At 58.2% G+C, this 21,043-nt stretch carries 19 protein-coding genes; 1 reads left to right on the top strand and 18 read right to left on the bottom strand.

Translation table 11 applies throughout. From position 1 onward, the window contains the following. Positions 1 to 48: 48 nt before the first annotated feature. The 4 genes from KVT37_RS30725 to KVT37_RS30710 all read right to left on the bottom strand — a co-directional run bounded on the left by KVT37_RS30725 (position 49) and on the right by KVT37_RS30710 (position 4,186). A complete protein-coding gene (locus KVT37_RS30725; protein ID WP_217578776.1) occupies positions 49 to 1,104 on the bottom strand; it encodes a hypothetical protein in 1,056 nt (351 codons plus the stop codon). Between the two features lie 354 nt (positions 1,105 to 1,458). Continuing rightward, positions 1,459 to 2,652, bottom strand: a complete 1,194-nt coding sequence (locus KVT37_RS30720; RefSeq protein WP_217578775.1) for a hypothetical protein — start codon at positions 2,650 to 2,652, stop codon at positions 1,459 to 1,461. Between the two features lie 223 nt (positions 2,653 to 2,875). Beyond that, positions 2,876 to 3,379 carry a hypothetical protein gene (locus KVT37_RS30715; RefSeq protein WP_217578774.1) on the bottom strand — a complete coding sequence of 168 codons (504 nt, stop codon included), beginning with the start codon at positions 3,377 to 3,379 and terminating at the stop codon, positions 2,876 to 2,878. 576 nt (positions 3,380 to 3,955) lie between these two features. Then, a complete protein-coding gene (locus KVT37_RS30710; protein ID WP_217578781.1) occupies positions 3,956 to 4,186 on the bottom strand; it encodes a helix-turn-helix domain-containing protein in 231 nt (76 codons plus the stop codon). Positions 4,187 to 4,326: 140 nt separating this feature from the next. On the opposite strand from KVT37_RS30710, the gene KVT37_RS30705 reads away from it, so the two are divergent. Continuing rightward, positions 4,327 to 4,578, top strand: a complete 252-nt coding sequence (locus KVT37_RS30705) for a hypothetical protein (protein WP_217578773.1) — start codon at positions 4,327 to 4,329, stop codon at positions 4,576 to 4,578. 19 nt (positions 4,579 to 4,597) lie between these two features. Here the strand turns inward: KVT37_RS30705 and KVT37_RS30700 are convergent, their stop codons facing one another. The 14 genes from KVT37_RS30700 to KVT37_RS30640 all read right to left on the bottom strand — a co-directional run bounded on the left by KVT37_RS30700 (position 4,598) and on the right by KVT37_RS30640 (position 20,349). Then, positions 4,598 to 4,996: a DUF2285 domain-containing protein gene (locus KVT37_RS30700; protein ID WP_254634370.1), complete on the bottom strand. Its 399-nt coding sequence runs from the start codon at positions 4,994 to 4,996 to the stop codon at positions 4,598 to 4,600. Between the two features lie 61 nt (positions 4,997 to 5,057). After that, positions 5,058 to 5,402, bottom strand: coding sequence for a DUF6499 domain-containing protein (locus tag KVT37_RS34005; RefSeq protein ID WP_368860641.1), 345 nt, complete (start codon positions 5,400 to 5,402; stop codon positions 5,058 to 5,060). 47 nt (positions 5,403 to 5,449) lie between these two features. Then, positions 5,450 to 6,076 carry an acyl-homoserine-lactone synthase gene (locus tag KVT37_RS30695; RefSeq protein ID WP_217578772.1) on the bottom strand — a complete coding sequence of 209 codons (627 nt, stop codon included), beginning with the start codon at positions 6,074 to 6,076 and terminating at the stop codon, positions 5,450 to 5,452. Positions 6,077 to 6,167: 91 nt separating this feature from the next. After that, positions 6,168 to 6,890 (bottom strand): LuxR family transcriptional regulator, encoded by a 723-nt coding sequence (locus KVT37_RS30690; protein WP_217578771.1) that lies wholly within the window; start codon positions 6,888 to 6,890, stop codon positions 6,168 to 6,170. A 372-nt stretch (positions 6,891 to 7,262) separates the two neighbouring features. Next, positions 7,263 to 9,026: an ABC transporter permease subunit gene (locus KVT37_RS30685; RefSeq protein WP_217578770.1), complete on the bottom strand. Its 1,764-nt coding sequence runs from the start codon at positions 9,024 to 9,026 to the stop codon at positions 7,263 to 7,265. 24 nt (positions 9,027 to 9,050) lie between these two features. Beyond that, a complete protein-coding gene (locus KVT37_RS30680; RefSeq protein WP_217578769.1) occupies positions 9,051 to 10,088 on the bottom strand; it encodes an ABC transporter substrate-binding protein in 1,038 nt (345 codons plus the stop codon). A gap of 25 nt (positions 10,089 to 10,113) precedes the next feature. Next, positions 10,114 to 11,202 (bottom strand): ABC transporter ATP-binding protein, encoded by a 1,089-nt coding sequence (locus KVT37_RS30675; protein WP_217578768.1) that lies wholly within the window; start codon positions 11,200 to 11,202, stop codon positions 10,114 to 10,116. Next, positions 11,202 to 12,431, bottom strand: coding sequence for a Xaa-Pro peptidase family protein (locus KVT37_RS30670; RefSeq protein WP_217578767.1), 1,230 nt, complete (start codon positions 12,429 to 12,431; stop codon positions 11,202 to 11,204). The genes KVT37_RS30675 and KVT37_RS30670 overlap by 1 nt, the downstream gene beginning before the upstream one ends. A 46-nt stretch (positions 12,432 to 12,477) precedes the next feature. Next, on the bottom strand, positions 12,478 to 13,680 hold the full coding sequence (locus tag KVT37_RS30665; protein WP_217578766.1) for a Xaa-Pro peptidase family protein: 1,203 nt from the start codon (positions 13,678 to 13,680) through the stop codon (positions 12,478 to 12,480). Between the two features lie 263 nt (positions 13,681 to 13,943). Further along, positions 13,944 to 14,309, bottom strand: a complete 366-nt coding sequence (locus tag KVT37_RS30660; RefSeq protein WP_217578765.1) for a cupin domain-containing protein — start codon at positions 14,307 to 14,309, stop codon at positions 13,944 to 13,946. Positions 14,310 to 14,487: 178 nt separating this feature from the next. After that, complete coding sequence (locus KVT37_RS30655) at positions 14,488 to 15,540, bottom strand: aldo/keto reductase (RefSeq protein WP_217578764.1); 1,053 nt, start codon at positions 15,538 to 15,540, stop codon at positions 14,488 to 14,490. A 74-nt stretch (positions 15,541 to 15,614) separates the two neighbouring features. Continuing rightward, positions 15,615 to 16,949, bottom strand: coding sequence for an FAD-binding oxidoreductase (locus KVT37_RS30650; protein ID WP_217578763.1), 1,335 nt, complete (start codon positions 16,947 to 16,949; stop codon positions 15,615 to 15,617). 411 nt (positions 16,950 to 17,360) lie between these two features. Continuing rightward, complete coding sequence (locus tag KVT37_RS30645) at positions 17,361 to 18,398, bottom strand: LacI family DNA-binding transcriptional regulator (protein ID WP_217578762.1); 1,038 nt, start codon at positions 18,396 to 18,398, stop codon at positions 17,361 to 17,363. Positions 18,399 to 19,413: 1,015 nt separating this feature from the next. Continuing rightward, positions 19,414 to 20,349 (bottom strand): aldo/keto reductase family oxidoreductase, encoded by a 936-nt coding sequence (locus tag KVT37_RS30640; protein ID WP_217578761.1) that lies wholly within the window; start codon positions 20,347 to 20,349, stop codon positions 19,414 to 19,416. Positions 20,350 to 21,043 lie beyond the last annotated feature (694 nt).

The following is a 21,043-nucleotide window of genomic DNA, read 5'->3' as shown; positions in this document are numbered from 1 at the left end:
GCACATGCCTTGCCAATCGTGGTTGCATCACGGAACACATCGAGCCGCTCACCTCACGCGATCGTCCCGGAAGGAGGCCATCAGGTCGGCGCGCGCATCTTTAGACAGCTTTGGAATTTCTTCTGCTATCGACTGACGCAAATCCAGACGGCCCTGCTCTGTGTAGACCAATGCGGTCTTGGCAGCGTGGCGCTGCTTCTCAAGACGATCGATGTGCTCGTCGAGAGAGAGCGGGGGGTTCCCGCCGCGGGCTTGTCCATTTGCCACGGGAGAGGAAGCGTGGCCGTTCTCAGACTCCACGACCCGCCTTCTCTCTTCGAGCAGCCGACCCAACTCCGGACGCTTCATCACCGCCTGGACCATGACGTGCCGGTCCAGCGAGGCCAAGTGGCCGTGACGTTCCAATCGCACCAGTGCTTCGGCCGCCTTGACCCGTCCATGTTCATTCAAGTCGCCGCCGCTGCCAAAGATTTGATTGGCATCGGCGCTAAGCAGCAACCGGTGGTCCTCGTCGAGGCCGTGGGAAAACCGTGCCAGGGAATTGATTGCCTCGCCGGCGACTTCATCGCCAAGCGGAAAGGTCAACTCTCCGAACACATCCTTGTCGGCTGCCTTTTGATAGGGAAGGAGCGGTCCGGCTGCATCGACAAAATCATGAGCGGCAATCGGCTCGTGGCGGCGCTGGTCGCGGCGCAAATCGCCCGAAGCTTGCTCGGGCAGACCGTCTTCAGGAATGATGTCATGAAACGTCTCTACGGCCAGCGAACCCAGCCTCTTCACGCGCGTCCTGAATCGCTTCAATGCTGGGGAACCTCCCTCAGCATCTGAAGACCCGTCGAGAGGATTGGACTTCGGTTCGCCAGCGACAACGTTGCGAATGTATCTGCTCGCCTGCGTGAAGGCGGTCAAATATCGATCCGGCGCACGTAGGTCATCTGTAATGAGGCTGGCTGCAATTTGCTCTACAACTTCAGGAGGAATAGAGCCTGAAAAGAAATTGCCCGATTCTCTCTCCATTCCGCGCAATCTTTTTTGCCCGGAGGACGGCGGATCTTCAATTCGCCGCCGTTTCTGAGGATTCGCTGGCACTTCTTCGTCGGTCACAGATATACCGTCTTTCCGTTTTGGCACGAGCCAATAATGCCGACGTCAAGGGCCTGTGGCAATGATAGTAAGCGCTACGTCTGTAATCTTCATATGAACGGCTTCGGAGCGATGCTCTCCTCGAAATTGGAATCGCCGGCGATCTGCACGTTAGCCTTGCTCGCAGGACTGCCCTGGCTCGGCGTTGTCTGCGGTGTCGGATGGGGACGGTTGATTTTGAAACCTGGAGGCTTTCCGGGAGATCATCGAGAACGCACAACGACACTCCACACCCATCTGGCGATTGCCGATTTCCGTTTGCGTATTTCGAAAAGGGTGGACAGGGTGCACTCCAGGTCGGCTCGCCTCCTCCGGTCAGCGCTCGACAGAGCGCTCCCTAGACCGATCACGGTTGTCAAGCTGCGACCTCCGCTGAGGATCAGCCCCAAGCCGCTCTGCCTCGTCACGATTTTTCATCTCCTCGACGACCTTTGCCAAGGCTTCGGGGTGATCCGGTTCATCTGGCCACTCGAACGGCAACCCCGCCAGGGTGTTAAATTGTACCTCGGTCCCAGCGAATATATCCCTCAAATCGGCAAGTTGTTCCTTGCTTGCCTGGGACAGTAGCTCATCACCACGCGTCACGTGCGACGCAAGTTTGTCCATGGCGCTCTCGAAGTGCATCGTATCCTCGAATGGTTCGCCATCCCGCGCGAACGCGAATGTCAGCTTGACAATTTGTTCGATATTGGCACTGGGCAGTAAGTCCTCACCACGCTCTGCCACCTGCTTGGCCAGTGCCTCCAGGGCTTCTTCACAATCCCCATGCCCGCTGAACGTGTCCGACAGGGTGACAATCTGATGAATATTGGCATGAGACAGCAGGTTGTCATCACGCTCTGCCACCTGCTCCGCCAGCGCCCGTACGGCCATCCTAACATCACGGTCTTCGTGGGACAGTTTGTTTTTAACAAACGCACCGGTCAGTGTGGTGAGATTGCCAAGATCGGCTGATGCCAACTCTGGCGATCGAACCTCATGCTGCCGTCCGACCTGTCCCGCCACCCCAATCAAGGCCTCTCTGGCCGCCGCACCTCTTTGCGCGCTGAAGACGTCAGCCAAATTGGCGAGATGTGTGGGAGTGGCATCTTCCAGAACCTTGGTCACGTCCTGCGACATCACTTTATCGTCTTCCGGCAGCGGACCGTTCTGCCTGAGGGCATCTTTAAAGGGGGTGCCGCTAACGACATCGCTGCACAGAGCGACATAGCGAGATGCAACACTCGGATGCCTCTGCAGAGCAGCCTTGCTTTCGCTGAGGTCATTGGTCTTATCGACCAGATGATTCAAACGCGCGTTGTTTTCCAACACGCCCTCAAGGTCGGCGAGGGCTTCCAAGCGGTTGGGCCGATTTGCGACTTCCCGAAGTACGTTGCGAAATACCTCCTGTTGCATTTCGTATGGCAAGTCGTCAAAGCCAGCCAGTTCCACAGCGCGCCGCTTTGCCGGGGAGGCGTCCTCCGGACCTTGAGGACCCAGAGCGTCGGCTTGTCTCTTCGTTACAGGCATGAGGTTCCTCTTGAAACATGGGATGGTTGCGGCGACGGGTTAAAAACAGCCGATGAGATCGTTTGGCCCAACCTTTGACGCGCTTTCAGTGCAATTTTAGCGACCAAGGCTAGCTTTTCGGCAAGCCAGGCTTTACCGGTATGGGCTGTTTATCTATTTTTTTCTTCCTTCCGCACAACATACCGCCAATGGATGGATGTTTTTTCCGGCATGTACTTCCTTCTTACAATACGAAATGAGATTTCAACCGTAACAGCTTGACGACGCCGCCCCTCCGATCGTGATTCGCCGATGCAGGAAGGGTGGGCGTTCGATTGCCGCAGACATCTTTCTGGCCGCCGAGTGATGGGATCAAACTGAACTTCGTAGCTTCGGCGGCCCGTCTGACGCCAGTCTGATCCACATTGTGACCATGCTCCATGTTGGCCCAATCTGATGCCAGCGAGGAAGAGATGGCGCGGGCGATATTGGGATCGACGCAAGGCAGGATCCAACTCGCAAGGCGATCCGCAGCGACTTGAAGAGAACGCAACTCATAGCAAGTCACAAAGACCAGTTGCCCGGCCAATGCCGCGAAAGCGAAAGCGGCGAGATCGAACCACCTCTCTGCCCAAACGGCTGTTCTACACAGCAACTTCGCTAGGCTCGACGCAATCTTGCCGCGCCTCCCGGCCAACCAGAAGCGCTGGACGCCGGTTTCAGTTGTCGAATGTCTCGCGAAGCGCATGAATAGCGGCCGCATTCCTCCAAGAGCCAGGCAGCATGATATCGACGCGGCCTCTGGCAGCGCCGATCATTTTCATCATATGGCAGGCGCCTCACTCGAACTGTTTCGAGTCTCGCTCACATTTCGAATATCGGCGTGGTCGCACGGCCGCCCGACCGGCTTTTGTTCGGGAGTTGTTGAAGCAACCCGTAGCCGAAATCGTGCGGACGCCGAATGGTCAGGCACCTAGACCTTTCCGTGTCGCAGGCCGTATGTATTGCTTTGCCCATCGATGGCAGCCGTACAACGACATTGGCGCATTGCGCCGACGCCACATCATCGACGGCAATCCGCGGGTGAGATCCGGCCAGGCGAGCCCCGACGGGCTCAACCGCGCGAGGAAGGCGACAGGCGCAGAACACCTCCCCTTCCCTCCGGCTGGCAAGGGTTGCCAGGGGACGAGGACGGTGAGGGGCGCGACCAGATAAGCCTGCCGAACGACAGCGGACTTGGTTCGTTTCCCCTGGGCGCGGAGGCGCTCCGGTGCTCACCTGGAAGGGGGTGCCCGAACGATAGTCAAATCCGGCTGCTGTGGGTCTAGCGGAAATCTGGATCGAGCAGATCAGCGGGCTTGACCTCAAGCACCTTGGCCAGTCGCGCAACCGTGTCGATGCTTGCCGCATAGACGCGGCGTTCCAGTGCGCTCACATAGGTTCGGTCGACGCCGGCATCATGTGCCAGCGCTTCCTGGGACAGCTTCTTTCGCTGGCGCTGCCTGCGCAAGTTGCGGGCAAAGACCTCTCGAAGACCTCTCGAATTTCCATACATCGGAGGCCATGCGCTTGTAGAGGATTTCACCACGGAGTATTCTCTACAAAATGGCGTCGGCAACTGTTTGATGCCGAACCCAGCTAATGCAATATTGCTATTTTATGCAAAGCTAATCGCGAGCCGTCCCGGCGAGAATAATGACTGAAGAAATAGCCACCAAGGTTCCCTGGGCCGAAAACCTGACCGCATATGACAATGACCATTTCTCGGTCTATCTGAAGCTCATCGACGCATGCGCCAACAATGCCAGCGAGGACGAAATGGCGCTGACCATATTGGGGATCGATCCAGCACTTCAACCAGCTCGCGCCCGCAAAGCCGTCCGCAGCCACCTGGAGCGAACTTACTGGCTGATAAGCAACGGGTATAAGGACCTTTTTCCGCGGTGACGCGGCGAGCGCCAAGCCGCTACAGAAGCAAACTCCTGTATCCGCCATTCATCAGCGAGCGCCCCCGTTTGATTGCGCGGCGCACCATGTCACGGAGGTGGTCGCCGGGATCGCTCCAGTCCTGCTCGACACGGGCCGTTCCGAACAAGGCGACAGCGATCTCGCGATGCGAGGCGCCGGCAATCGAGCCATCGAGCGCACGCAGAACCGAACGCAGCCGCGTTCGACGGGGTTCGGCCGGAAAGAATCTCGGTGGAAGCCGTCCCGTTAGCCGCAGGGCGTTCAATAACTCCAGGGTAAGCAGGCGCCGCTTCACTTGCGCGGACGGCCACAGGACATTGCCAGTCAGCCGCATGGGCTCGAGGAGATTTGCCCCGGAAAAGACCAGTTGCAGGTTCCTGAAGCCGTCGGTGAACAAGGCGTGCTGTTGCCCATCCTGAGCAAGGAGGATGACGATCCGGCAGGACAATCGCGAAAGATCAAATGAATCGGTGTGGGGCGATCGAGGCACACGTTCGGCGACAAGGTGGAGAACATGCGGACAGTGGCGGGGGCACCAGAACACGTTCGCGGAACTTCCGTTGGAGCTTGCAAAAAAGGAGCGCCCAGGGCGAAAGATCGACAGTGCCCCGCGGTGACAGTCTCACCATGTGATCGAAGGGAGATCGGGACCGCTCGGCAACTTGCAAGGCTGCATTGAGACGCTCCCGGAAAGTAGCATTGCGTCTTAAGAATTCCCAAGCCCAGCCACGGCTGGTGAGATGCGTGCAATAGGCATACGAATGGTCGTCTTGCCAATCCGGCCAGGCCGGACCAGGGTTCATGTCGCTCATTGCGCCGTTTTCCATATGGATTGAAATTTGTTGCGCGATCAGCTGGTCTTCATGACCGGCGCCCACAGCACGGGCCGGTTAATTCCGCCGTTGCGGCGGATGGCCTCCAGGCTATCGACAGAGACATCGAGATATCCCGCCACAGCGCGCGTGTTGCCGATCGTTTGGGGATCGGACAACCGTTCGAGTGCCCAACCGGCGCGGCGCAGGATTCGCTCGATGCGCAAATCCGTCACGGTCACGATGCTACGCAGATCGCGTGACAGACCGAACTCGATCATTCCAGCGAACAGTTCGTAGGTGGCAAGGGCGATGCCCGCTTCCTTAGGCGCAGAGGGCGGAATATCCAGTGCGAAACGGCTGCTCTCCCAGATGCGAACGTCAGTTGGTGCCTGACGATCTCCGAGCAGAATAGAAAAGCTGTCGCGCAACATCGTAGGGCCGGTGGTCGGCAACAGACGCACACATCCTTGGACGCGTCCCGTCGACGCCTTCAGCAGCAGATAGTGGGGACGGACCGCGTCGAACGAGTCGACTTCATAGCCGCCGCTCGTGGACACTTCCCAATTGAGTCGATCTCTGAAGACGCGGTATCGCAAGCGGTGCATTTCTTCGAGATCGTCGGCGAACGCCGCATAACGGTCCGGCGCTATCAACTGCATCATCGCGGCCTTCTCCTCGCTTGAAGTCAGTGGCGATTGGAGATGAAGGCTGGCGCAGGTACAACCTGTGCATGTACACAGGTTGATCAGGTTGTCACAGGAAGTCCGACGGCTTGGAGATCGCGAGTCGAATGGCAGCCTGGATATTAGTCCGCACGCCAAGCTTCTTCTTGGCGTTGTCGAGATGAAATTCAGCGGTGCGTTGAGTGATGCCAAGGATCTGGCCGATCTCCCAGGCCGTCTTGCCCCGGGCCGCCCATTGCAGGCACTGCATTTCCCTGTCGGACAGACGAACGCCATCCAAGGTTTTGTCGCTCGCCAGCCTCTGTCGCGCCTGGATGTGAAAGAAGATGGCTATCAGCTGCAGCACGCGTTCGTATTGCTCGATGACGCGAAAGAACAATGGCCGCCTTTCATCGGAGGCGAATGTGAGCGCGGCAAACAGACCGCGGTGATCATGGATCGGGATCGTAAAACCACGGCGGATGCCGAACTGGTTTGCCTCATCCATCAGCTGCCGCTGTAACGTCAACAAATCGAGATCGCCGCCGTCCGCATCCCAGCGAAATGTTTCGTGGCGACGACGCGCGTGATCGATCACCGGGTCCACGTCTTGATATCGGTTGTGAAGATAGTGAGATGTCCAAGGCTGCGGATAGGTGGAGATCAGTTCCGTCGAATCTCCCCGCGAATGAAAGAGGTAGGCGAATAACGGAAGATCAAGCGAAGCAGTCACCTCAGAAAGGGCGTTGTGAAGATCCACTGTGTCAACGCTGCCAGCAAGCTGCTCAGCAAATCTATGGAAGATGGCGTGCATGCCTAGTTTCGCATGCCGATCCGTTGCGGCATCTCCACGATCTGCACGCTGGCGGTAAGGTGGGGTCCAAGCACATTGTCCCGGCGATCACAAGCACGAACACGAGCCAAATGCCGAACTGGGTGCCGGTGGGTCACCTGGGAGGTTTGAGACCCACCGGCGTCCTGGCGCGCCGCCGTGCGGCCAGGATAGTGGATCAGCATTGGAATGACGTTCGACAGAGGCACGCACGCTGTCCCTAGGTGACCAGCTGAGAGGGAGTTGACAGTCTGCCTTTGTTATCCATCGTCAAAGTCACCTGTTCCACCATTCAGCTTGTCTCGATCGAAGAGCGGATTCACCTTGATCCGAAACAAAGACTACTAAGACTGGTCAAGGGAGAGCTTCAGGAGCGCTTTGCAATGTCAACAGAGCGTTTTTCCGACGCCCGAGGACTACCACCATACCGACGATGACGACGAGGCATGTCACGCCCAACAGCATGGCGGAGACGGCCGCGGATTCGGGGCTCGTGTTGAAGCGAATGCCTTCCCAAAGCTTTCTCGGCAGGGTCTTGACCGACAAGTCGCTGAGGAAGATCGAAGCGACGGATTCATCGAACGAAAGAAGCATCGCAAGCAGGGCGCCGACAGCCAGGCCCGGGAGTAGCAATGGAAAGGTGACCGTTCGAAAGATGCGCCAGGGGTTTGCTCCAAGGCTTGCAGATGCAAGCGAAAGCCAAGGATCGATGGAACTGTATGTCGCGGAGACGACCAGGTAGACCACGGGGAAGATCAGCACCGTATGCGCAACGACGATACCCGTTTCGGTATCCACCAGTCCGACGCGCGCGAAAGCAAGATAGGCTCCCAAGGCGAAGACTACGGCAGGTACGCTCAAGGGTGCTAGTACAATGGCTTCGGCAGCACCCTGAAATCGGAAATGACGGCCGAAGCCAAGCACTGTCAGGATTGCAGTTGCGAGGCAAAGAACGCAGGCAGCAGCGCCGATGCGAAGACTGGTCAGAGCCGCCGAGACCCATTCCGGGCTGCCGAGGATCTTTTCGAACCATCGCACTGAATAGCCGGGGGGCGGAAAGATAAGCACATCTGCCGAACTGAACGACACCGGAAAGAGGACGATCAGGGGAAGAAGTATGAAGATGGATATGACGGCCAGATAGGCTGGTTCCACCCAACGGGCGCTCAAGCGCCGCAGAGCAGGAAGGTGGAAATGTGATCTTGGCAGCGCCACCGAAGTGCGAAGTATCTCCCTGTCCGCTTGCTGTACCAGCTGTTGCGGCGCGGTGGTTGGCGACAGGCCCGGGTTCTGCCAACGCGAGAAGTACCGTGCGACCGACGACAACGCCAAGACAACGATCGTGGCCGTGACGGAGAGCGTGACACCTAAGGCTGCAGCGAAACGCCAGTCAGCCCCCGTCTCAATTTGAGCCTGGATCATTTGCGCCAGCATTTGTTGGCGCTGGTTGCCCAGGAAAGCGGGCGCGATGAAGCTCGCCATGGTGAAAAGGAAGATGATAATGACACCGGATTGGATGCCGCGGATTGCAAGCGGAACAACGATGCCGAACCAGGCGCGCACGGGTTTTGCCCCGAGCGTATGAGCGGCCAGGAGGATGCGTCCATCAATCCGCCGCAGGACAGTGACGAGCGCGAACACCATCATTGGGATGGAAGCGTGCACCAGGGCAAGAACCACCGCCGGCTCACTGAAGAGAAGCGGCAGCGGCTCCGAGATCAGTCCGAGGGTGAGAAGCGTCGCGTTGACCAGGCCACGCTGTCCTAGGATTGCCAGCCAGGCAAACGTTCGGACCAGCACGCTGGTTAAGAAGGGAACCAGCACCAAGAGTCCAAGAAGCAGGGCCTTCGCCCCGGTTGCCCGGCTCAGGAGCCACGCCAAGGGAAACGAGACGATGAGTGTTAGCGCCGTCGCCTCCAGACTGATGCGCACGGTCGTCCAGATGACGGTTCGGTACACCACACTTTGGAAGATGAGAAGGAAGCGCCCGACGGCATCACCGCCGAACGCTTCCGGTACGATCGCAAACAACGGGAGCGCGAAGGCGAAGAGGAGCAGCAAGAATACGGGAGCGAGCAGTAACAACCGCTGCCATTCAATCAGTCTGTTCCGCCTCATCACGTTTCTCCCATACACGTTCTGCTACTGGATGATGAATGAGTCCCAGCGAGGCTTCACAGTCTGAAGGTTATCGTGCCACCATTGCGAGTTAAGGACCACGCCGAGTGCAGCGTTCTCGGGGTAGCTCGGCAGGCTCTTGGCGACAGCTGGATCGAGAAGCTTCAGGGCATCGACATTGGTCGGCCCGTAGGGGATCTGCCGGGTGAGTTCTGCCTGCTGTTCGGGCTGAACGGCGAAGTTTATGAACTTCATCGCCTCCTCGGCATGAGGAGCGCCCTTCGTCACTACCCACCATTCGATATCTGAGACTGAATCCTCCCAACTGTAGGCCCAGTTCGCACCCGCCTTGATCGCATCGTTGATGCGGCCATTCGGGCCGAAGGCCATGTCGACCTCGCCCTGCTGGATAAGCGCTTGGGTATCCGAGCCACCCTTGAAGCCGATGAGTTGATCCTTGATCCGATCGATGACCTTCAAAGCGCGATCCACGTCCAGGGGATAAAGATTGGCCGCCTTCACACCGTCAGCCAGCAGGGCGTTTTCAATTGTAAAGTACGGATCCGACGTCAGAACGCGGCGGCCCTTCACTTTAGGATCGAAGAACTGAGCCGGGGTAATTCCGTTCGGAAACTTGTCTTTGCTCCACGCGAGAACCTGCCCGAATGAGATGTACCCGACGCCGTATTCCTTGCGGAACTCGGCCGGGATGCCGTCAGCCTTGACGACCGAATAGTTGATTGGCTGAAGAAGGCCATCCTTAGTCTCGTTTGCAAAGGCCGAGCTCTCGGCGGAGACGACATCCCAAGTGATGTTGCCGCTCTCGACCATAGCCTTCACCTTGGCGTAGCCGGTACCAGTCGTGCCAGTTACCTTCGTACCCGTGGCTTTGGTGTAGGGTTCGAAATAAGCCTTGGTCTGGGCGTCCTGGAAAGCGCCGCCATAAGAGGCGACCACGACATCCGCCGCATAGGCGTTGGCTGCGAATTGCGCTGAGAACGTAATGCTGGCCGCCGTGATCAGCGCGGCCAATAAGCCTTTATGAAGCTTGTTTGACGTCATGAGTTTACTCTCCCTTAAACCCGCTTCAGGACGATCCTTCAGTCGGAAGAACAGCGACGGACGCCGGCGCCCACCGCGCGACCACAGGAAGACCCGGCGCCAAGCGTCCGGCCACGTCTTCTCCACGCATGATGCTGGCGAGCAGAGACTGCCCGTCGGAAAGTTCGAGTGCCACGCGCCAGCCGGCACCTAGGTAGGTGACGTCACGGACTGTCGCTGCAAGGCCGAAAGCACCGTCTGATGCTGCTTCGACTGCTGCACAGATGGAGACATTCTCGGGCCTCACTACTATGTCAAAAGGCTCCGCCGCGGGAGATGGCAGCGACTGTCGCGCACCCGCGATCTCGTACCCTTTGCCCCCATTCGTCGCGGCGACGCGCAGGATGGAGCACTCTCCGATGAAACGCGCGACGAAGTGATTGGACGGCGCGGCGTAGATGGTCTCGGGATCGGCGACCTGGAGCAGCCGCCCCCCGGCCATGATCCCGATCCGGTTCGCCATGGCCATGGCTCCCGACTGGTCGTGCGTGACATAAATGACCGTGATGCCGAGTTCGCCCTGGATACGCTTCAGTACCAGTTGCATCTGGTCACGAAGCCGTCGGTCGAGAGCTCCGAGCGGCTCATCCATGAGCAAGATGTCGGGACCGAAGACGAGGGCGCGGGCAAGCGCCACGCGCTGCTGCTGCCCGCCGGACAATTGCGAGGGATATGAAGACCGTCGGTCGGAAAGGTTGACGAGGCCGAGTGCTGCGTTCACGCGCGCCTCGCGCTCGCTACGTCCGACCCCCCGCATCTTCAGCGGATAGGCGACGTTGTCGGCTGCGGTCAAATGCGGGAAAAGCGCGTAGTTCTGAAAGACCACTCCGATCTGTCGACGATGCGGAGGCACGTCTGACACAGAGGTACCTGACATCAGCACACGGCCCTCGGTTGGACTGTCGAACCCGGCCAGGAGCATCAGGAGCGTCGTCTTTCCCGAACCGCTCGAGCCGAGCAGTGCGAAGAACTCGCCCCGCGAAATGTCGAGGTTGACGCCACTCACCGCAGCGACGAGCCCATAGCGTTTGGTGACATCCTGAAAGGAAACCGCGGGGAGCGACTTGTCTCTCATCAGATGTCCCTGCCAAGGTTGAAGGGAGTGAGAACCTCGTGCCCGGTTTCGGTAACGAGGACCGTGTCGCCAAAGCGGGCACCGCCGATGCCGTCGACATATGGAGCCGGTTCGACCGTCATGACCATTCCAGGCTCCAGGACGGTCGTAGAACCGGCCTTGAGCTCAAGCCCGTCGAAGTCGGAGTATCCGATCCCGCGGCCCGTCCGGTGCAGGAAGGGATTGTCCCAGCCCCCGCTCGCGATCACCGCCACCGCGGCAGCGTGGACTTCGTCCGCCGTTACGCCGGGACGAATTTTTGCCAAAGCCGCTTCCTGAGCCGCGCGGGCGACATGCACGACCTTGCGAAGATCGGCAGGCATTGGCTTCGAGCCGATACGGAACGGGCGATCGTAGCCAATAGCATGCCCGAAAAACGATGGGCCGCAGAAGCAAATCTGAAGGATTTCGCCGTCTTGCATGATGCGACCGCCGCCGGCGGAATGGCAGCGCGCCGTGCGCTGCTGACCGCTACCCATCATCTGCATACCCTGCACAAACGGGGACTGCTCCTCATCGCCGTTCCACCACTGTGCGGATCGCTCTGTCGCGGCGTTGAAAGACGCCAGCGCCACCTTCCATTCGGGAAGGCCGGGCGCGATAATTTCCTGACAGGCGATCACCTGGTGGGCGACGATATCGGTGCTGCGTCGAATGACATCGATCGCAACGGCGTCCTTGATGGTGATCAGGCCGCGAAGCAAACCAGTGGCGTCCTTGACCCGCTCGGCGCCAAGGGCCTGCTTGACCAATTCAATATTCAAAGCCCATGTGGAGTTGAAATCGACCCCGATCGCGCGGGCTTGCGGGGCAACTTCGCCAATGTACTTGGCGAGTGCGTCTTGATGCGTCATCGGGGCCGGCATCGGCTCTTCCCATTCGACCCATTCCGCAGCGACGGGGGTCGCACACCGCGCCCGTATCTCCTTTGCTTCGCTGCGCGGCGACACGAAGGAACGCGACCCGTCCTGTAGCAGAACCAGCCAAATCGGCCTGCCGACTGGCAGGCCGTTCAAGCCGGTGAAAAAGCGGATGTAGTCGAAACCAGACAGGGCGAGAACATCAATCCCGGCCTGCTTCATCGCAGCGTGAGCGCGTGCGACGCGATTGCGGTAGTCGACATCGGAAGGAAAAGTCAGCCTAGAATTCCCCAGGTTCTCGGTCATGGCGTTTTCTGCGTTCTCGTTCATGGTGCCAACCAATCGCCTAATAGCCTGGCGGCCTGCGGGGCCCTCATTAGATCGCCCGGCCAAGGTCAAGCGGCGTGAGAGGCTCGTATCCGGTTTCGGTAACGAGGATCGTGTCGCCAAAACGGGCACCACCGACGCCAGCGATGTACACGCCCGGCTCGACGCCGAGGAGCATGCCCGGTTCAAGCACGGTCGGGTCGTTGGCCTTCAGCTCGGGCCACTCGGGATCGGAGAGACCAACCCCGCGGCCCGTACGGTGCCGGAAGGGGTTGTCCCAACCTCCACGCTGGATCACCTCCACCGCTGCTGCATGGACCTCGCCCGCCTTCACGCCGGGGCGCACCTTTGCCAGAGCCGCTTCCTGAGCCGCGCGCGCGACATCAACGATCTTGCGCACTTCCGCAGGCAACGCCTTGGAACCAACCACGACCGGCCGATCGAAGCAGATACCATGTCCAAAGAACGGCCGGCCGCAATAACATAGCTGCATGATATCCCCCTCCCGCATTGTGCGACCGCCGGCAGAAGGATGGGCGCGGGAAGAGCGTTCGCCGCTAGCCATGACATGGAACCCCTGGACGAGCGGCGCATGTTCCTCATCGCCGTTCCACCAATCTGCGGCTCGCCGCATCGCGGCCGAGCGCGACGCGAGCGCTACTTCCCAGTCGGCAATACCGGGGGCGATAACTTCGCGGCTTGCCTTGAACTGCTGGGTAACGATGTCGGCACAGCGCCGAACGACGTCGATCGTTGCAGCATCCTTGAGTCGGCGAACCTCACGCAACGATGCCGAGACGTCCTTGATACGTTCGGCGCCGATGGTCTCTTTGGCCAATTCCAGATTTCGTGCCCATGTACCGTCGAAGTCGACGCCGACAGTGCGGGCCGTCGGCGCGACTTTACCTAGATGGTTTGCAAGCGCGACAGCGAACGACATTGGAGTCTTCGCCGGCTCTTCCCATTCGACCCATTCGGCAGCCACCGGCACTCCACATTGCGCCTGTATCTCCGATGCCTCGATGCGGGGCGAGACAAAAGCTGGCGCGCCGTCTCGCGGCAGGACGAACCAGATCGGTCTGACGACCGGGATGCCATCCAATCCGGTAAAGAAACGATGATTGTCGACGCCTGACAAGGCTAGAACATCAATCCCCTCCCGCTTCATCGCTGTTCGGGCGCGTTCCACGCGATTGGCGTAATCCGTAGCGGAGGGAAAAGTGAGCCTGGAATTCGCTGGGTTGTCGTTCATGTTGCTCCTCCGGAATTTCATCCATGGTTTTTTGGCTGCTTGGTGGAAATCCAATCGTTTGTATTAACGCATACAAGCGATTGTACTGTCAATCACGAAACCGTCATGAAACATGGTTTCGTCGTAAAATCGCCTCTGTCATCTTGCGTCACCTCTGCGCGATCAATGTGGCCAGGTCTGTGCAGCGATGAACAAATTTACCTGGTGTCTGCCACGCACGAATGCGCGCGGCAGGATTATCGGTCCTACGCGGTGTCGGTCGGTCAACGGTTTACCCCCACGTAGAACTTCTTGAGCTTTTCGAGGGTTCGCCAGGTTCCGGTGAAACCCGGCTTGAATGCGAAATGATCGCCAGCGCGGAAAATCTTCGTCTCTCCGCCTTCCTCGGTTATCTCGACGGCGCCTTCCATGATGTAGCAATATTCATAGTTCGTCGGCTTCAGGCACTGGGTCAGCCCGGGTGTTGCTTCCCAGATCCCGGTGCGAACCATCTCGCCAAACGACAGATCTTGAACCCAACTGCGGAAAGTAGGGGCTTCGCCAGAGATCAGTTCCGGAGCCACCGGCTGGCGGCTCGTCGGTTCGGGAAGCGTATTGGTATCCAGGCTGAACGTTACCAGGTTAGACATTGCCTTCTCCTTTAATGCGTCAAGTGGTTGGGTTGCGGGACGAGAGCGCCGGCCCATCGAAATGGCGACCGATTGCGGAATTGATTTTCTGGCTGCTCGACAGAACATCTCGCAGCCACGGCTCACTCAGTCTGGGGAACATTCAAACGGATACGGAGGCAGCATCTGGGCTCGCCCCTTAAGTCACATGTGGAGCAAGCAGCGCCATGTCGGCCTCGCTTAGCCTGTCGCTGACGTATAGTTGATGCCAATAAGGGTAGATGACGGGTGGGAGGCTAACGGCATCAAGCCGATTGCGATCGTCTTCCGTCAGCTTCAGGTCTGCTGCGGCCAGATTGTCCCTAAATTGCGCTTCCGTGCGCCCGCCAATGATGACGGAAGTCACGGCCTTGGGCCCGATCCGCCAGGCAAGCGCGACCTGCGCGGCGGACACGCCCCGGTCCTTGGCAATCGAAGTCAAGGTATCAACGATATCCCAGAGACGGCTTTCGTCGCGGATCGGCGGCTCGGTCCAACCGGCGAATTGACGGGTTCCTTCCGGGACAGATTGGTTGCGGCGATGCTTGCCGGAGAGCAAGCCACCGGCGAGCGGGCTCCAGATGAGGGTTCCGAGGCCTTGGTCGATGGATACCGGTAGCAGCTCGTACTCGGCGTCTCGCGCCTCCAACGTGTAGTGAATCTGCTGGCTGACGAAACGCTGGCGTCGGTCTCTCTCGCTCACGCCGAGAGCCTTCATGATATGCCAGCCAGAAAAATTCGAGCAGCCGATATAGCGGACCTTTCCGTTACGAATGAGCGTGTCAAGCGCCTCCATCGTTTCCTCGAGTGGCGTTTGACCGTCCCATTCATGCAACTGATAGAGGTCGATAACGTCGGTCTTCATCCGGCGAAGACTTGCTTCGCAGGCGGCGATGAGGTGCTGCCGGGATGAACCAACCTCATTTGGGCCTTCGCCCATGCGAAAACGCGCCTTGGTGGCCAACAATACGCCGCCCTTGCGCTTGCCGCCGAGGATTTCGCCGATGATCTCTTCTGATTTGCCACCGGAATAGACATTGGCGGTGTCGATCAGATTGACGCCCGCGTCCAGGCAAAGATCAACAAGGCGCTTCGCATCGGAAACACCGAGATTGCCGGTTTGCTTTGCCCATCCCTCGCCGCCGAAGGTCATCGTGCCCATCGTAACGGACGAAATTTTTAGGCCCGAACGTCCGAGCAGCCGATACTCCATAGTGTTTCCTCCTATCGTATTGCGCTGAAACCCGCTTGAGCGCCGCTTTTCCCTCAGGGGGGGCGTGCTGAATCTCAAGCGTGCTCAGGCGAGAGAACGATCTTGCTGCCGTCGGTAAAACGCGAGAGCCTGAAGGCTTTCGGATCGACGATCGGCGACTTTCCGGTGACGAGGTCCGCCATCAGCCGTCCAGCGGCGGGCGCGATGCCAAATCCGTGCCCGGAAAAACCTGTAGCGATGAAGAAGCCCGGAATCTTTCGCGCTTCGTCGATGACAGGGATAGCGTCTGGGGCAACGTCTATGAGGCCGCCCCACCGTTGTGCGATCGTCGCCTGACTAAAGACGGTCCAGCGCTTGGCGAGGGCTTTGAGAGCGCCATCAGTGAGTTTTTTCGAGGGTACTGGATCGAGGACGCGCGTGTATTCGAACGCGCTGGTCTGGTCCAGCGGTCGCAGCTTGGCATCAGAGATATCCTTGAAAAATTGCCCTGAGATCCGGAAGTTGAGGGATTTCCAATCGTTCCGAAGCGCCGGCAGATATCGAAACATGTACTTGAAGGAGCGTGGCACGATATCAACGATGTTTTCATGGCCGGAAGCGATCGTGTAGCCACCGTCCAGACGTTTTCTCAGGGCAAATTCCTCGCACCAGATCGCTTCCTCGGGCCCACCTTCCAAAGGGTTGGTCCGAAGAACGGAAGCCGTGACATTGAGCTGTGGAATGTCGATCCCATAGCGGCGGGCGAAAAAGTTGCTCCAGACACCACCGGCCAGAACAACAGCATCACAAGTAATGGTCCCACGTTCGGTAACCACGCCGGACACGCGACCGGCCGAAAGCTCAAGACCACGAACGGCACATTCGACCAAAATATTCGCGCCGCGATCGCGAGCGGCTAGTGCAATGGCAGGCCCGGCCAACTGTGGCTCGGCACGACCATCGACGGCCGTAACCAACGCGCCATGAAGCTTCAGATCGAGGTCGGGGTATTTGTGCTTAACCTCCTTAGCCGATAGCAACTGCGAGCGGATCTGAAATTCCTGAAGTTGGTTTCGATACTTAGCATTTTGCGCTTGCGCGGACTCGGACGCTGTCGTGAAGACGATGCCCGTTTGCCGGTATCCGGTTTCACGGCCGGTTCTCTTGGCGAGGCCATCCCAGATTCTAGACGCCTCAAGCATGAGAGGCATCTCTCGGATGTCGCGACGGGAAAGGCGCACCCAACCCCAGTTGCGGCTGGATTGCTCGCACGCGATGCCGCCCTTTTCGCAAAGGGCGACCGAGTGGCCCCGCTCGGCAAGCTCCAGAGCAGTCGAGGCACCGACGATGCCGCCCCCAATAACGACCACATCTACACGTCTCGGCAGCGTCTCGTCGCCGGTAACTGGGGTGACATAAGGACCAGGCATAGGAATTTGCTCCCCAAGGCGGCGAAAGCACGCCGGTCAATTCCAATCGTTTGTCTTATTAATCCAATCGTTTGGATTGTCAATTACGATTCTTCGTTGCCGACATCCGTTGAGGGCTCAGAACGCGCGGCGATGCCCCAAGACAACGACCGGGAAAGCCGCTAAGGGGTACCTAACCGAGCCGGAACGGGAGAATTCGGTGCAGTGTTGTCGGCGGTGCCATCGTGACTAAAGCGCAAAAAAATCGACGCTGTATAATTCTCGCTTGCTCAGAGTTTGCCGTCCATGGTGCGGCGGCTTTGCCTGTCCCTCTCGGTCACGAACCAATATCAACGAGATACGGGATTGCATCATCAGCTCTTGCGGGAACAGTGAGTGCTTGTCCTCGTCGCCCCCGAGCCAGAACGGCCGCTATCCCCCGCAGCTTTCGCGAACAATTAGCTTGTGTGGCAGCACAATGCTTTCGGGCTTTTCGTTTGCAAGGTCCATGTTGGCAAGTAGGAGCCGAGCCCCCGCCATTCCCATTTCTCTACGAGGAATTTGAATGGTTGATAGTGATGGGTTCCACACGGCACTAAACGGCTGGTCATCAAAGCCGACAAATGCAACATCACGGGGAATTGCTAATCCCCTTAAGCGCGCCGCGTGCATTGCCCCTATTGCCATATCGTCGCCCGCGCAAATGACCGCGGTTGGCCTGGTTCCCTCCTTTAAGAGCTCGTTCATTTTGTCGGTGCCAGCCTGGATGCTGTACTCATCGGACGCGACGATTTTGATGTAGCCCCCTAGCCCGGCGTCCCCCATCGACTCCTGATAAGCCTCTGCGCGGGCGCGGAAGGTAGGACTTTTCTGGTTCCCCGCTAGGTGCGCAATTGATTTATGACCGAGCCTCAAAAGGTGTTCCGTGGCAGTTTTCATAGCCAGGTAGTTGTCGATATTTACCTGCGGAATGCGTTTATCGAGGATCGTCCGGGAAATACCGACGACATGGCGATCAAAGCCTGGGAACGTTCGGACCAGCTCAGGGATCATGCCGGTCATGAAGATGATGCCGTCGGCTGCTCCAGTGAGGAGTTGCTGCGCCAATGCATATTCTCTAACCGGGTCGTAACGGGTGCTTCCTACGACGACGCTGAAACCGTGCTCCTGAACGTAATCCTCAATGCCAAGCACCACTTCGGGAAAATAGGTAAACGCAATACTGGGAAGCATTACGAGAACCTGACCAGAATAGCTTTGCCGCAGCATCCTAGCGCCGTGATTCACGACATAACCGGTATCCTGTACAATCTTAAGAATCCGACGTTTCGTCTCCTCCGTAACCCGGGGCGAATCCGCTAGAGCCCGACTGACAGTTGAGACATCAACCTCTGCAAGGCGCGCGATATCATGCATCGTCGTGCGTCGTCTGCTTGCGCGCTTGGCTTTGTTTTTGTTTTCCAATTCCATTCCTTCTGACCCTGTAGTCGGATTAGATCCTAAAACACCAACGCAGACCGCGCCCAGACTAGCCGGCTCGCAATCTTAAGACCTGTACACACCCCCCAAAATCTCAAGACTATGAGAATACCGCCTATCACATCTACAAACGTTTGTATATGTAAGGCATACGTTTGGATTGGCGAGAAGGTTGGGAATCTCGAATTTAAACTGGACACCTAACTGCTTGAGACCTCCGTCGGCAAGACGTGTTTGCCCACGGAGACAGTCACCAGACGAACCTCACGTGCCAGAGTACCTCAACGCGAGTTCGATCGCGCTACCAGCGGCTCACTGGAAAAGACTTCGGCGCTTCTTACCGACATTCATATCTGTAGCCTCCCTCGAGGGCGATGGGCTTGCAAAGCCATGCGACACGACCTGCGCACTGTTCCCCTCCCCTGATGTCGAAAGATCAAGCTCGAGACGCAGGCTTGCATGTCGAAGGAGGCCGACGCCGACCTCGAAATCACCGAATGCGTGACGATCACGGACCGACCGAGAAAGTCGGCATCGTCGCATAGAGATCTTGCTCGTTACCAATTGTGGGAAGCGTCCGCGGGCAGGTCGAAAGCTCGCCGGCCCGCCTGCTTCCCGTCGAACCGTGCGCAGGACACCAACCGTCAGGCTGACCTGGGTTTGGCGGCAGAAATTGGGGTCCCGATTATGGGTCTCACGCTGTTCCTATCTTGCTACTCTTACTGCTCTTACTGCGGTGTCGGGGGTTGGTCAGCCCTTCGCACAGAATCTTTGACAGCCAGGGCGCTTCGGGCGGGTCGGCGACCAGACCGATCAGTCCAACGGACGTGGCATCGTTTTTGGGTTCATCCACGCTTGCATCAACGACTGTTCGTGTATCGCCTTCAATGGCACCCGGTGCCGGCCATCTCAAATGCGGGCCGCAAGACAAAGCTTTTAAAAGCAATATTTATACTACTAAATAGACATACGCACGTTTTTACAAACACACCGGATCAATCCTCTGTTAGGGCAGCTTGTGGCCAGCGGCAGTGAAGAGGCGATACCACTCCTCTCGGCTCAGAGTCACGTCGGAGCCGCCGGCGCCATCGCGGACGCGTTCGGGATTGGTGGTTCCGAGCACCACTTGTATATTCGCTGGATGCCGGGTGATCCAGGCTACGGCAATTCCGGTCGCGGTCACCCCATGGGAGGCGGCGATCTCGTTGATAGCATCGTTGAGCGGACCATAGTGCTCGCTGTCGCCAAGGAATACGCCATCAAACCAGCCCTTCTGGAACGGCGACCAAGCCTGCAGCGTCACCTTGTTGATGCGCGAATAGTTGAGGATGTCGTTGTCGCGCGAAATCGACTGCTCGAGGCCGTTGATGTTGGCCGCGATCCCCTGCGCGAAGAGATTGGCGTGGGTGATAGAGAGTTGCACCTGGTTGGCCACCAGCTTCTGCTTGACGGCGGTCTTGAGCAGTTCGACCTGTCCTGGGGTGTGGTTGGACACACCGAACTGCCGCCCCTTGCCCGCCTGCTCCAGCACATCGAATGCCGCAGCCACCTCCTCCGGTTCGACCAGCGTGTCCGGCCGATGCAGCAACAGCACATCGATATAGTCGGTGTTTAACGCCACCAACGATTCATCGACCGACTTGAGGATGTGCTCTTTTGAGAGGTCGTAGAGGCCCTCCTGCTTGCGGATGCCGGTCTTGGTTTGGATCACAACGCTGTCGCGTTCGGCGGCCGAGAACGTAATAGCCTCGCCGAAGCGGCGCTCGCAGAGATGGCGCTCGCCCTCATAGATGTCGGCATGGTCGATCATGTTTATGCCAACGTCGCGCGCCGCCGCATATAGCGTGCGGATTTCGGCATCGCTCATGATCTTGATGCGCATCAGGCCAAGAATGACGCTCGAAACGGTGACATCGGAAATAGAGAGCGGGAAGGACTTCATGGAAAACCTCGAGGAAAGCAGGTGCCGAGACGAGGCTCCAGCGGCACTCTCGATAAGGAAGACTAGAACCAAGCGTACAGTTCCCCGACGTAGGTCTTAAAATCCGGAACCGTACAACCGATTGCATTAGCCGTACAATCGATTGGCTTGTCAACTATTTTCCGCAACCAGTCTTGAGGGGCAGCCTTGCTCGGCACGGTGGCTGGCCTTGTCGGTGCGAGCTTTAGAAGCTCCGACACCAGTGGGTGCAGTCCATGGCAAGACAGGCAGGGTATCCACAACCGCGCCGCGACTACCGGCAGCCAATCCGAAGGCCCTTCGAAGGACGCCGTGTCTGCCAAGCCGCCCTTGAGCATTATGGATGTCCATGCTGGCAGTCAGCCACAATTCCGGACATCTCTCAAGGCGGCCTTCACGTATGCCTAACCTCATCATGCATGAACAGACAAACAAATAACTATACGAAGTTATCAACACACCCACGGTTCTTCCGCTTCAACCGCCTGTCAGCGGTTGGTGCCAACGCGCTAATTGTCGCGCACTTAACTGCGCGAATAGGTCATAGAAACACCGGACACACGACCGAACACCACCGCAGAGTGGCTCTTTAAATCATCGATATACAAATCTACAAATGATCAGAGATTACGTAGCCATATATCCTGCCCCCTAACCCTAACCCTAACCCTAACCC

It is taken from the genome of Mesorhizobium sp. GbtcB19, assembly GCF_019091085.1.
GTDB lineage: Bacteria > Pseudomonadota > Alphaproteobacteria > Rhizobiales > Rhizobiaceae > Mesorhizobium.
This window is presented reverse-complemented; position numbering and strand designations above follow the sequence as displayed.